Source organism: Candidatus Gracilibacteria bacterium (assembly GCA_041658685.1).
In the GTDB taxonomy this organism is placed as follows: Bacteria; Patescibacteriota; Gracilibacteria; order UBA1369; family UBA12473; genus JBAZZS01.
In genome coordinates this window covers 270607-283156 of the sequence record JBAZZS010000001.1, presented here as the reverse complement: position 1 = coordinate 283156, position 12550 = coordinate 270607, and the positions used below count along the sequence as shown (strand labels likewise).

The window sequence follows — 12550 nt, the reverse complement described above, 5'->3', positions numbered from 1 at the left end:
CTTTTTGGAGATGGGGTTTGTTTTTGAGTTTTTCCTCGAGTTTTAGAGCTTTTTCAACCACGGAATGAGAAAGTCCGGCCAGCTTTCCCGCATATTCGTAGATGGTGGCATAACCATGCGTTTTGTAGATTTTTTGTTCGTAGATTTGCGGAAGAAGAACGAGGAGTTTGTAAGTGATTTTATTTCGCTCTCGGCCGAGAGAAATAAATTGTTGATGAATGATTTTTGGATCGAGGATATTCATTGGAATTTTTGTTAGTTATTAGTATAAAAATCATAATAAAATTCACATTCGAAAACAATCAAATTTTAGGTTATAAAAGCCAAAAGAACACATTTTTTATGGTAGAAATAAATAAAAGAAACCTTTGCTTTTAGAGGGCCTATCTCATGCGTCAAAAAAGGCTATTTCAACGAAAAATTTCAAGCCAACCGCTGGATTTTCCGGAATTCTCGAAAAACAAACGGCACGCAAAATAATAAGCAAAAATTTCCGCAAATTTTCCCGTCAAGCCGAAATTAAAAATCGCATGAGTCTCTTTTTCGCTGGATCCCCGTTCCCACGGGGATGATGCCTTGTCTTTCGCTCCTCAAACCGCTATATTAGCGATGTATTATTTTCTAAACATTTTTTATGTCAAAAGTTAAGAAACTTGCCCTTGGATTAGTGCTTTTCCTTGCACTGATGATGCTTTTCAGCTGTTTTGAAATCATCAATCCCGGAGAACGCGGCATTGTGATTCAACTCGGAGCTGTCCAAGATGAAATTTTGGATGAAGGGATCCATTTTGTGATTCCCATGGTTCAAAAAATCAAAACCATTGATATCACTATGCAAAAGTACAATGCTCAATCCGATGCGGCTTCTCAAGATTTACAGATGGTATACACGGATATGACCCTCAACTATCACCTCGACCCGACCCGTGTGAATACGATTTATCAAACCTTTCGTGGAGCGGAAAGCTGGTCTCTGATCGAACCTTCCATCCAAGAATCGGTGAAAGCCGGGACTGCGCAATTCACGGCCGAGCAACTGATCACCCAACGCGCCTCAGTCAAAGAAGTGATTTCTACGGAGCTCAAGAGCCGACTCGAACCGTACGGCATCATTGTGGACGGAGTTTCCATTGTGGATTTTCAATTCTCGGCATCGTTCTCGGAAGCCATTGAAAATAAAGTGGTGGCTGAACAAAACGCTTTGGCGTCCAAAAATCGTCTCGAGCAAATCAAGTATGAGGCGGAACAAAAAATTGTGACTGCTCAAGCCGAGGCCGAGGCTATCAAAGCGCAGACTCAAGCCATCCAAAGCGCCGGGGGTGAATCCTATGTTCAACTCAAAGCCATTGAAAAATGGAACGGGATTTTACCCACCTACATGCTGTCCGATGGCACCATGCCCTTTTTGACCATTCAATAAAACGTTATGACCAAGACGTTGCACCGCTTTTTTGTGGAACCTCAAGCTTTGGTTGGAGAACCGATTGTTTTGAATGAAAAAGAAACCGTGCATCAATTGTTTCGCGTGCTTCGCCAACAGGCAGGAGATAAGGTGATTCTTCTCGATAATACAGGGATGGAATATGAGGCGAAAATTCTCACCATTGCCCCGCATCAAGTCGTGCTGCAGCATGGCACCAAACAAAAATGCAAAGGCGAACCCGAGGTTTGCATTCGACTCTTGCAAGGCATTCCCAAAAATCCAGCCAAATTTGAAGAGGTGTTGCGTCATGGCACGGAAGTTGGAATCACGGAATTTTATCCTTTACTTACCGAACACACCGAGGTTCCTTTTCTTCGCAAACGGGAACGCATGGCCGTCATTCTTAAGGAAGCAACGGAACAATGCGAACGCGGGAAAATCCCGATTCTTGGGCCGGAAACGAATTTTTCGGAAATTCTAAAAAACGGCTTGCCGCCCGAGCTCCAGGCCGATGTCACACTTTTGGCTTATGCCCGCGAAAAAGAGGTTTTAATTTCCTCTCTTCTCCCCTCGCTTAAAAAAGCAAAAACCATCAACTTAATCATTGGGCCGGAAGGAGGTTTTTCCGATCAAGAAGTAGAACTGGCGCGCGAACGAGGATTCACTTTGTTCGGGCTTGGCCCGCGGATTTTGCGCACCGAAACCGCAGGGCCGGTGATTGCAGGGATCGTGCTCTATTGCTGAGATTAAACCAGCTCTCTGTAGTCTCTTTTTACCGCACTGTGCTTTTTATGTTAATCGGCGGGCGCGACCAGCCAGCCTAAGCCGCCTTAAGAAGGCAGGACAGGCGCCAGGATAAAATGCAGAATTAATGCTATCCTCCGTAAATTGCGGATAGATACGGGAAAAGTAGGACCTCTTGTCTTCCGGATCAGCATTGACGCTATGTGGATCCGCCAATGTGAATCTAGGGATATATTCATCGTCAGATCCGGATTCATCGTCAGATTCGGGGATAGGCCTATCTGCAAAAACGAGGCAAATACAACGCCAGCGAACACTTATATATAGCGGCACTGCATTATCTAAAAGACCAACTTTTAACATATGACTTATGTCTGGGAAAGTGTTAAAAATTTGCGCCCAAGAAATGAGTTTTCCTTTGTACTTACGGTTTTCAGAATCAAGTGCTTCATATTTTGCTCGTAAAGGAGCAAGGCGGGGGTCTTCAGCGGTTCCTTCAACTTTTTCAGTTGTGACAGGACCTAGCGGGTCAATGGGGAAAAATTCTTGGTCAATTCTATCAATAGCTTCTCTAATGGCTTTTAATACAGAATCATTACGCTCATGCCTATTGTCCGAAGGATGCTCCTGCTCATATTTCACTCTATAAAAAAAATCCATTAAAAACCTTACCATTACGAATTCATTAACACCCCTATCTTCCTTTCCCTTCAAGTCAGCCATTCCTGCTGGACCTCCCAAAGCGAAAAAAATATCTGTTAAAGCGTTTATAACCTCTACCTGGATTGTAGTATGAGTTCGCGTTAAACCATCGTCAAACTTACCCGAGTTATTAAAAGAGTATATATAAAAACCATTTAATTGGTTTAAGGCCCCTTCTATATATTTTATATTACTTTCTGGTTGTACTGCCTTCCCCATTGCAATGATGTACTTTCTCAAAGAATCAATAACAATCATCACAGCTTCCAAACGCAAGCCCTCTAAATCTGTTACATTTCTAGTCTCGCCTACACCAAAATTCTTAGACACTGCTTCTGGCCTTAGCTTAAGGATACTTTGATAGTGGTCTCTCAATTCATCAATTTTCGCGGGGTTCCTCAAAACGCCAAGGAGGGCTTGAGCTTCTCGCGATACTTCCTTACACATATGGACTACAGCATCAGGATGTAGACCTTCTGCCTCTTCTAAATTAGACATATTTTTAGTTTTTTAAGATTTAAAGAAAGCAACTGAATCAAGAAATCGTGCTCTATTGCTGAGATCAAACCAGCTCTCTGACCAAATTTTGCTTTGAATGCGATGAACAAGATTTTTTATCTAATTCTTTTCTTCAAAAATCAACTTCGCGTTGAAAGAATCCACCAAGGGAACTGACTGACTTAAAAGACCTCGTTGAGACACCTTGCTACAATTCACTTCTCCTATCTGGTAAGGAATCCCATTTCTTTTTAAATGCGTGTTGAGCTTCTCAATTATCCCTGGCATATGGATTTCTGGAACTCCCAAACCTGAACATTTATATGCGTTCTTTATTTCTCCCACAGGAACCAAACGAGCCTCAACTTTTATTTGTCTTAACCCTTCATCATTTCTATGTGCTAAAGAAAATTCCCATTTCCCCATGTCCGGATCTCTCAGGGAACGCCAATCATCCGCATGGGGGTGAGTATTGTGTCCATGCAATTTATCTGATGGAGTCACCAATGAAACATCCGAGTGTAATTCTTCCAAAAGTCTAGCAATGAGTTGACTATGAATAGCCTCGCTAATGCACCTGTATGCTAGCCCCATGTTTTTACCTGTTTCTGCCAATTTGACCATGTCCACCGGTTCAATCGAATTTGTGATGACTTCTCTTACCAAAGCATCATAGAGTTCACTTGTAGGGCCGTTTTTTGCAGAGGCAAGTAAGGACATTCCTTCTCGTGCAGCTCCTGCTTTTGGATTAAGAGTTAATTCCATTAATGGATCTTTGAGAGCCTGGACGGCATTCTTAAGCCGATGCAGTATCGCCGCACGAGTAAGCATAAAAGGTGCAAGTTGCCCCCTAATAAGTTCTTTACGCATTAATGCTCGTAGGGCATCAGAGAGGATACCAGTACCTGCCAACGCCTCCCGCAAACGGGCAACAACTGCATCCAAGTCATCCCCCATCAAATCCTTAAGTTTTCCGCTCACTCCATCCAATCCTGTTAGACCTTTTAAGTCCAGCAAAGCCCTCATAGCACTTCTGTTGCTTCGAGCTGCACCTCCTAGATTACGGTCAAGAACGGCATCTAATAATACATTAAAACCATCACAATGTGCTTCAGGCAATTCGCCTGTTCCCTCCGCCAAATCAGCAGCTACTTTTAATAGTTCGCCCTCCTTTCCAGGTAGGCAGACAACAGTACTTGTCAGCGCATTCATCCCAGGCTCAAAATTTTCATCAGACATATTATTATAATTTAAAAAATGAGTCCCAATTTCACCACGAAATTAAATTTTGTCACGCTTTATCTGTTAGTGATTTTCCGTCAACAAGGTGTTGTCAATTTTTTGATAACAGGTTCTTTGCAAGGTATTTGTAATCGACCCCGGCTTTTAGTATGATTCGCGCATGATGATTGAACGCTTCCTTTACAATTTGGGACTCAACTCGAGCGAAGTGAAAGTTTATCTTTATTTGCTCACCCACGGAGAATCCATTGCCAGCATCGTAGCCAAGCGCCTGGAACTTAAACGCGCCAATTGCTATGCGATTTTGGAAGTGCTTGAAAAAAAAGGAATGATCACAAGTTTCAGCAAAAACAATGTCACTCATTTTGACGCTACGGAACCGGACGAAGTCGTCGCTCTCTGCAATCAACGCGTTAAAGAAATGGAGCGCCTGCAAAAAAGCGCGGCGGAACTGCAAAAAGAACTTCACGAATTGCGCGAAAAAGGGAAAATGCCGAAATTGGAGATCCGCGGGAAGATCCAATACTTTCAGGGATTGGATGCGGTTACGGATTTGATTGAGGAGACTTTAAACGAAAAAGGAAAAGAGCAACTGTGTTTTGGACTCAATACTTATCACACGGAACTCGGCGGGAACGATTGGGTGGATTACACGCAAAAACGCGTCAAGAAAGGGATGCATGTTAAAAGCATTCAACCCAGTACCAATGCCGCCATTGAATATAAAGCTCGCGACACGAAAGAACTCCGGAAAACAAATCTTGTCCCAAAGGATCGTTTCCCCGGCAATTGTGAAATCAATATCATCGGCAACATGATCGCCATGTTCACCACTCACGGGAAAGAACCCATGGGCATGAAAATGCACAATGAAGACATGGCGCAAGCGCTTCGCAGTCTATTCAATCTGGCTTGGGAAAAATCGGAGGAGTACGACAAAAAAATTAAGCGCAACGGCAAAAGCTAAAAGCTTGGCTTTCATTTGCGAACCCGCCCGATTTTCCTTTATAGTAACGCCATGACTCAAGCTCAAATGTTTTCCGACTTTTTAAACGAGTTGGAAAAATGGAATAAAAAACTCAATTTAATCTCGTACAAAACGCGTGAAGAACTCCAAATTAAACATGTCCAGGATTCGTTGGCGTTGCTTGAGGTTTTTGAGTTGGGTGAAGAACAAAAAGTGCTGGACATTGGATGTGGCGGCGGGTTTCCCGGGATTCCGTTGGCCATCATGTGTCCCCAAGCCGAATTTACGCTCGTCGATGCCACGGCAAAAAAAATCGATGCAATTCAAGCGATGGTGAAAAAAATTGGGCTTAAGAATGTCAAAACCCTGTGTGGCCGATTTGAAACCTTAGCTCACGACTTGGATCTGCGTGAATCGTTTGGATTGGTGGTGGCGCGCGCCGTAGCTCCCCTCTCGACCTTGCTGGAATACGCGGCAGGATTTGTGTGTATCCACGGCTTGTTTGTGGCGTATAAAAGCGGTGATTTCGCAGAAGAACTCAAAGCTTCACTCAAAGCCCAAGCCGAGCTCCATTTGATGTTTGACGGCCCGATTTGTTATGAATTGCCCGAAGGCCAAGGGTCTCGTTCGCTCTTGGTTTTCCGCAAAACCGAAGCTATTTCCGATGCGTATCCGCGCAAAAATGGCCTCCCCAAAAAACGCCCTTTATAAAAAAATAACCCTTAAAACCTTCATCATGACTTTTTCTTTTAAAAAAATTTTTCTTCTCGTGACCGCCCTTGTTCTCATTCTCGGAGGGCTTTATGGAACCTATCGAGTTGTTGCGCCCGCGTCTTCCACTTTTCATGAAACCAATCCCCTTCCCGACTTCAAAAATGATCTCTCTCTTTTTATGGACATCGGTTGTGCTCTTGAAAACGGAGGCTCTATCATTTGCCCCAATCCTTCGGCCATAACAAGTTCGGGGTGTGGTAATTTTCATATTCCTTCTTCTTCTCTCGGAGGTCTCAATCCCGCTTATCCCATGATTGAATGTTGGGGATGGGATTATTCATCGGAAGAAAATGATTCGGTGCGGTTGAGCGCTTGTCCTTCCGACCCTTTTTATCAATACGCGATTTCTTTGGGCGGTTATCTGTCTTTCATTAAAAACACCAATGATTTTAAAACCTTGTTTGCGCCAGTGGAAACCCCGGAAGAAGCCATCGGTTTTGCCATTGCATTGACCGGAGATGATCCTCTTTTTGATTTTACGCTTCCTTCGGATGTAAAATTTTCGATCGATCCAAGCGATTTCCAATTAACCTATGCCGAAGAAACGGACAAAGGATATGAAGTGCTTCTCTTTTCCGATCAAGGGTGCGGCTGTCATTATCTTACATTGCTCACCGCCAAAAAATACCTTGTGACTTCGAGTGGTGATGTAACGCTCATGGATTCTTATGAGATTTATCACGGCGCGGACGAAGGGATGATTTGCGTGGATTAAGTTTAAAAGAAACCCCTTATGCAATTCAAACACCATCTTCTCTCCCTTCTCCAACGCATCGGACTCACCTCGGGAGAGGCTCATTTTTATCTTACGATTCATCAAAATCCCGGGTTTTCAATCAAAGAGCTCCAAAAAAAAACCGGCTTTTCTTTGGCGTCCACGTATCGAGCGTTTGAACACCTCAAAACCCTGGGTCTCGTTTCCTCTTCCTCTCAATCGTGGAGGCAAACCGTGCGCGCGGTTTCCATTCATGGATTGGCGGATCGATTAGGGCGAGAACAACGTCGTTTGCGAAAAGTGGAGCTTGAGTTGAAGCGCCTTGGCAATCTTATGAACCTGACCTCGCACTCTGCGCTTGAAAATCCGGTGGAAATTTTCACTGAAAAAGCCGATATTTCAAATCAAGCGTTTGCGATTTTATCGCGATGGGATCATTTTTTGGCGTACGGATCCGCGGAACGACTCATTGATGTTCTCGGAGATAAAGAAGAGCATGCTTTTGTCCAAATCCGCCGAAAAAAAGGAGTCCCTTGCAATGCAATCATGACGGAATATGGAAATTATTCTCGTGAAATTTTTCCCAACAATGAACGGGATTTACGAAACGCGCGACTCCACCTCGATTCCACCTACAATGACAGCATGGTTTATTTGCACGATAAGGAGGCTCTTGTTTGGCATAGAGATGCGGAATTCGGGAATCGTGCCATTCTCATTCGCGAGCCCTCGATTTTTAAATTGCATGAATGCCTGTTCCGAACTCTGTGGGAAAAAGGAGTGGCTACCCCTCGCGAAGCGCTTAAGCTATAATCCAATCGTTATTTTTTAATTTAAAATCATGGCCAAATCTTTGCTCGAACTTCGTTCCAATGAAATGCTTAAAAAAAATGAAAAAGGAATCTATCTTAGAGGGATTATGGCTCAAATGGGAGACATTTACCTCACAAACCAACGATTGATTTTCATCAAAAACCCCATCAACACATTTGGATTGATCGGGCTCTTATTCAACAAACAAAAGGTTCTTTTTGATCTGGAATTGACTCAAATCATCAAGGTAGAAAAATCAACATTCGGCTTGAATAAAAAAGTCATTCTTGTCGGGCTTACGGATGGCCGAGAGCTCAAATTCTCGGTGAGCTCAACGAGTGATGAATGGGTCGCGCTTTTAAAAAAATAAGGTTTTCTCATTTTTATGAGAAATTTTAGACGCATAGTTGAATCTTATTTTTTAGATTTTTAATTGTGGATTTTGAGAAAATTTTGGATTTTTGAAAATTTTGTTTATGATTTGATAGATTAATTTTCTCTGTCTCAATTCCCTCATGTCCACCCTCACCCAAACATGCCGCGTGACCGGAACCCCTTTTCTCATCAATGACTGGGAACAGGAATTTCTCAAAAAAATGGGACTCCCCTTGCCAACCCTTTGCCTCGACGAACGGCACCGACGCCGACTGGCTTACCGCAACGAACGATCGATTTATAAAGGCACGTGCGCGTTGTGCAAAAAAGAGATTGTTTCGCTTTATTCTCCCGAAAAACCGCACACCGTGTATTGCCAAGACTGTTGGTGGGGGGATGGATGGGACCCGACCGATTTTGCGCAAGAGGTGGATTTCTCCCGGCCTTTCTTCGATCAATTTCATCAACTGCAATCTCGCGTTCCTCGCTTGGCTCTCATGAATACAAAGGCTTTTAACAGCGATTATTGTAACATCACCACAGACAACAAAAATTGCTACTTGGTGTTTGGCGGAGACTTCAACGAGGATTCTTTGTATTCGATTTTCAACTTTCACTCCCGCGATGTGTCGGATGTGTATTGGGTCGAATCGTGCGAACTTCTCTACGACTGCATCAATTGCGAAAAATGTTACCATCTCAAATACGCGCACAATTGCAACGGGTGTCGGGACAGTGCGTTTTTGTTTGAATGTCGAAATCTTTCACACTGTTTTGGATGTGTAGGGTTGAGAGGCAAAGAATATTACATTTTTAATAAACCGTATTCCAAGGAAGAGTATGAGAAAAAAATTAAATCATTTCGGTTAGACACGTGGAGCGGAGTGCAGGCGATGAAAAAAGAATTCCAAAAATTTAAACTCCAATTTCCTCATCGTGCCGCGTATCTCGTCAACTCGGAAAACTGCGTTGGAGAAAATATTTTAAATGCCAAAAATTGTGACAATTGTTTTGACGTGATCGGGCCGGTGGAAGACGGCAAGGATGTGATCTGTCTCATCAATGCCAAAGATGTGTTGAGCTCGGATCATGTGGGGCATGACGCCGCTTATTTTTATGAATGTTTGGGCTCGATTTCCGGACAAAATTGCGCATTTTCCATGTTCACATGGCATGGGTACAATAATTTTTATTGCGACATGGTGTCCGGGTGTCATGATCTTTTCGGGTGCTCTCAACTCAAACGTCGAGAATATTGCATTTTTAATAAACCGTATAAAAAAGAAGAGTATCTCGACCTCCGTGCGCGGTTGGTGGCGCACATGCAAAAAACCAAAGAATGGGGGGAATTTTTACCCATTCAAAACTCGCCGTTTGCGTACAACGAAACCGTGGCCATGGATTTGTTCCCTCTCACACGAGAACAAGTGTTGGCGCAAGGCCTGCAATGGCTCGACGAAAAAACGCAAAAAATCGGGAGCGGATTTGTGCCTCCGGATTCGATTCATGATGTTGACGATTCCATCCTTAAAGAAACGCTGGTGTGCGAAAAAACCGGGCGACCGTATCGACTTGTCCCTCAAGAGCTCCGACTTTATAAAAAACTTGAAGTCCCGATTCCCCATTATGCACCTGAAACACGCAATCGCCTCCGTTTGGAGCAACGTAATCCTCGAAAAATATGGCAACGGACCTGCGTTCAATGTAACGAGACAATTTCGACGAGTTACTCTCCCGATCGCCCTGAAAAGGTGGTGTGCGAAAAATGCTATTTGAAGGAGGTGTATTAAAAAGGCCTAGCGGCTCCTTGCGTGTCTATTGATTTCTTTCTCTCAAGGAGTTATTTTTAAGTTGTCATCAATCAACAATAATATTATGTACGCTCTTTTTAAGGCTCTCGGTCTCAACGATAAAGAAATCCAAACTTTTTTAAAACTCCTCGAGCTGGGGGCTCAGCCCATCAGCATCGTGGCCAAGGCTGTGGGAATCCCCCGCCCTTCCATGTATGTGGTTTTGGGCCGACTCAAGACGTTTCAGCTCATTGAAGAATTTGAGCAACGTGGCGTGAAGTATGTCAAAACCATCCCTGTTCGTGATATTGAGTTGCTGATCCGCTCTCAAGAACGCCAATTGGGACAAACGCGTCAAATGTTTCTCGCCTCTCTCCCGGACCTTGAGTCTCTTGAAAATCGCATCAGCATCACCCCCCGGGTTCAATCGTATGATGGGAAAAAAGCGTGCATGAAATTTTATGAACAAGTGGCAAAAGCCAAAGAATTTTGGGCATTTTTCTCTCCGGTTCCGGTTAAAAAATACATGCCCGAATATGTGTATCAATTGGCCGAATTGATCAAAAAAGCCAAAGGCCATGCCAAAGAAATACTCGTCGATTCCGAGGAAGCCCGAGACTATCAAAAAAAATTCTCCGCCGCTCATCATGAGATTAAAATATTGCCTCAAGGTTCGGTTTTTGATGCCGACATTCTCCTCACTCCTCTCAAGCTCTACTTGATCTCTTACGGAGAGAATCAAGTCAATGGCACGGAAATCACCAGTCCGGCCATTGTGGGCGCGCATCGAGTCATTTTTGACCAGCTATGGCAGAGGCTATAAAGAGCTCTCGTTCATTTTTTATTTAGAAATTGTTCATTTTGATTTGTTAAAATTGAAATGTTTTTTTATTTTACTTGTGATATACTAATATATGTTAAATCAATACTTTTACATACCTTCAATGGCTTCCACTCAATTGCTCCAGGTTAAAATCGACCCTGTCCTCAAGCAAGATCTTGATGACATCGCCGAATATAAAGGGATCCCCGTTACTTCTTTTGTGAAGCTTATCTTAACAGAGACTGTGCGCGAGGCTAAAAAACAAATTTACACCCAAAATGGGCTTACGGTTGATCAAGAATTAAAAATTCTACAACGTGATGAGGAGACCAAAAAAGCGCATCGAAAAGGGAAACTTTCTCCCAAATCCTTCTCCACTCTTATTCGAGAATTAAATGCTTAAAGCCGATTATCATAAACATTTCTTAAAAGATTATCGACGACTCCCCCAATCCATTCGCCCTCAATTTAAAAAACGTCTAAAATTATTTTTAGAAAACCCTAAAAATCCAATTCTTCGAGATCATGCACTCACCGGTTTACTAAAAGGACGTCGTGCATTTTCCATCACCGGCGATGTTCGTGTTGTTTATCGATTTATTACTCCCGATTTTGTCGTACTGCTGCGTCTCGGAACTCATAATCAAATTTATTAAATTTTTATGAACGACTTCCCCATTCCCCTTTCACCCAAATCCCTACTCAAAGCCATTGAACTCAAGGTTAATGTTGCGGATATTGAAGAACTTTTTATTCGAGGCAGTGGCCACGGCGGGCAAAAAATCAACAAAACCTCAAGCACAGTTTGGCTCAAACATAAGCCCACAGGATTGGAGGTGAAAGTGCAACAATACCGCGAGCAAAGCGTCAATCGTCGCATTGCGTATCAACAACTCATTGATAAGATCGAAACGCTGGTGAAAGGGAAAAAATCCGAGCGCATGAAAAAGCTTTTTAAACTGCGCAAACAAAAACAACGCCGCAAAAAACGCGCTCAAGAAAAAGTCTTGGAGACAAAAAAACACAGAGGTATGATCAAGGCTGGAAGAAAAAAGGATATTCAATTTTAATTTCCCTTATGCCCAAACCCTTTACCGTCCATGACAAATATTTCTTAAAAGCAAAACAAGAAAACCTCCGTGCGCGAAGCGTTTTTAAATTGGACGGGATTCAACAACGGTTTCACCTCGTAAAGCCCGGACAGATTTTGGCGGATTTGGGCGCGTGTCCCGGCAGTTGGTCCGAACGGCTTGTCCAATGGATTGGGCCCAAGGGTCATGTTTATGCGTTTGATTTACAACCCATCGATCCCCTTGGGCCCACGGTGGAAATCCACCAACTCGATATCACAGATGCCAAAGCCTTGTCTGCGTTGGGGATGCCACCATTGGATGGCGTGGTGGCGGATCTGGCGCCCAAAACCACCGGCATTCATGATGCGGACTCGTACCATTCGGCGGAGCTCAATCATGCGGTCCTGGATTTTTGTGAAGCTTATCTTAAAAAAGGCGGATATGTGATCACCAAGATTTTCCAGGGCGAAGAATTCGCCGAAGTGATTCGTCGAACAAAAAATTTATTCAAGTTGGTGAAATGTTTTAAACCCGATGCCTCGCGCGATCGCAGCCGAGAGACGTATATTATTGGGACGAATTTTCGTTGAAAATTTTCTTCCACATAAAAT

15 protein-coding genes are annotated in these 12550 nt (G+C 43.3%); 13 read left to right on the top strand and 2 right to left on the bottom strand.

Annotated elements, in window-relative coordinates:
- Positions 1–634: 634 nt before the first annotated feature.
- Both WC882_01105 and WC882_01100 read left to right on the top strand, forming a co-directional pair.
- Positions 635–1420, top strand: coding sequence for a prohibitin family protein (locus tag WC882_01105; GenBank protein ID MFA5842263.1), 786 nt, complete (start codon positions 635–637; stop codon positions 1418–1420).
- A gap of 6 nt (positions 1421–1426) precedes the next feature.
- Positions 1427–2173, top strand: a complete 747-nt coding sequence (locus WC882_01100) for an RsmE family RNA methyltransferase (GenBank protein ID MFA5842262.1) — start codon at positions 1427–1429, stop codon at positions 2171–2173.
- A 39-nt stretch (positions 2174–2212) separates the two neighbouring features.
- Here the strand turns inward: WC882_01100 and WC882_01095 are convergent, their stop codons facing one another.
- Together WC882_01095 and WC882_01090 are read right to left on the bottom strand one after the other, a co-directional pair.
- Entirely contained in the window at positions 2213–3367 is a 1155-nt protein-coding gene (locus WC882_01095) for a hypothetical protein (GenBank protein MFA5842261.1), read from the bottom strand.
- Positions 3368–3487: 120 nt separating this feature from the next.
- Entirely contained in the window at positions 3488–4606 is a 1119-nt protein-coding gene (locus WC882_01090; GenBank protein MFA5842260.1) for a hypothetical protein, read from the bottom strand.
- Between the two features lie 163 nt (positions 4607–4769).
- On the opposite strand from WC882_01090, the gene WC882_01085 reads away from it, so the two are divergent.
- From WC882_01085 to WC882_01035, 11 genes are all read left to right on the top strand, one after another.
- A complete protein-coding gene (locus tag WC882_01085) occupies positions 4770–5576 on the top strand; it encodes a helix-turn-helix domain-containing protein (GenBank protein ID MFA5842259.1) in 807 nt (268 codons plus the stop codon).
- A 51-nt stretch (positions 5577–5627) separates the two neighbouring features.
- On the top strand, positions 5628–6287 hold the full coding sequence (gene rsmG / locus WC882_01080; GenBank protein MFA5842258.1) for a 16S rRNA (guanine(527)-N(7))-methyltransferase RsmG: 660 nt from the start codon (positions 5628–5630) through the stop codon (positions 6285–6287).
- 25 nt (positions 6288–6312) lie between these two features.
- Positions 6313–7065, top strand: coding sequence for a hypothetical protein (locus tag WC882_01075; GenBank protein ID MFA5842257.1), 753 nt, complete (start codon positions 6313–6315; stop codon positions 7063–7065).
- An 18-nt stretch (positions 7066–7083) separates the two neighbouring features.
- On the top strand, positions 7084–7878 hold the full coding sequence (locus WC882_01070) for a helix-turn-helix domain-containing protein (GenBank protein ID MFA5842256.1): 795 nt from the start codon (positions 7084–7086) through the stop codon (positions 7876–7878).
- A 28-nt stretch (positions 7879–7906) separates the two neighbouring features.
- Positions 7907–8248: a GRAM domain-containing protein gene (locus WC882_01065; GenBank protein ID MFA5842255.1), complete on the top strand. Its 342-nt coding sequence runs from the start codon at positions 7907–7909 to the stop codon at positions 8246–8248.
- A 145-nt stretch (positions 8249–8393) separates the two neighbouring features.
- On the top strand, positions 8394–10043 hold the full coding sequence (locus WC882_01060) for a hypothetical protein (protein ID MFA5842254.1): 1650 nt from the start codon (positions 8394–8396) through the stop codon (positions 10041–10043).
- A gap of 85 nt (positions 10044–10128) precedes the next feature.
- Positions 10129–10866: a helix-turn-helix domain-containing protein gene (locus WC882_01055; protein MFA5842253.1), complete on the top strand. Its 738-nt coding sequence runs from the start codon at positions 10129–10131 to the stop codon at positions 10864–10866.
- A gap of 121 nt (positions 10867–10987) precedes the next feature.
- Positions 10988–11269: a hypothetical protein gene (locus tag WC882_01050; GenBank protein MFA5842252.1), complete on the top strand. Its 282-nt coding sequence runs from the start codon at positions 10988–10990 to the stop codon at positions 11267–11269.
- A complete protein-coding gene (locus tag WC882_01045) occupies positions 11262–11522 on the top strand; it encodes a type II toxin-antitoxin system mRNA interferase toxin, RelE/StbE family (protein MFA5842251.1) in 261 nt (86 codons plus the stop codon). The genes WC882_01050 and WC882_01045 overlap by 8 nt, the downstream gene beginning before the upstream one ends.
- Positions 11523–11528: 6 nt before the next feature.
- Positions 11529–11936, top strand: a complete 408-nt coding sequence (locus tag WC882_01040; protein ID MFA5842250.1) for a peptide chain release factor-like protein — start codon at positions 11529–11531, stop codon at positions 11934–11936.
- Between the two features lie 8 nt (positions 11937–11944).
- The gene (locus WC882_01035; protein ID MFA5842249.1) at positions 11945–12547 is read left to right on the top strand and encodes an RlmE family RNA methyltransferase; all 603 of its coding nucleotides are present in this window, start codon (positions 11945–11947) and stop codon (positions 12545–12547) included.
- Positions 12548–12550 lie beyond the last annotated feature (3 nt).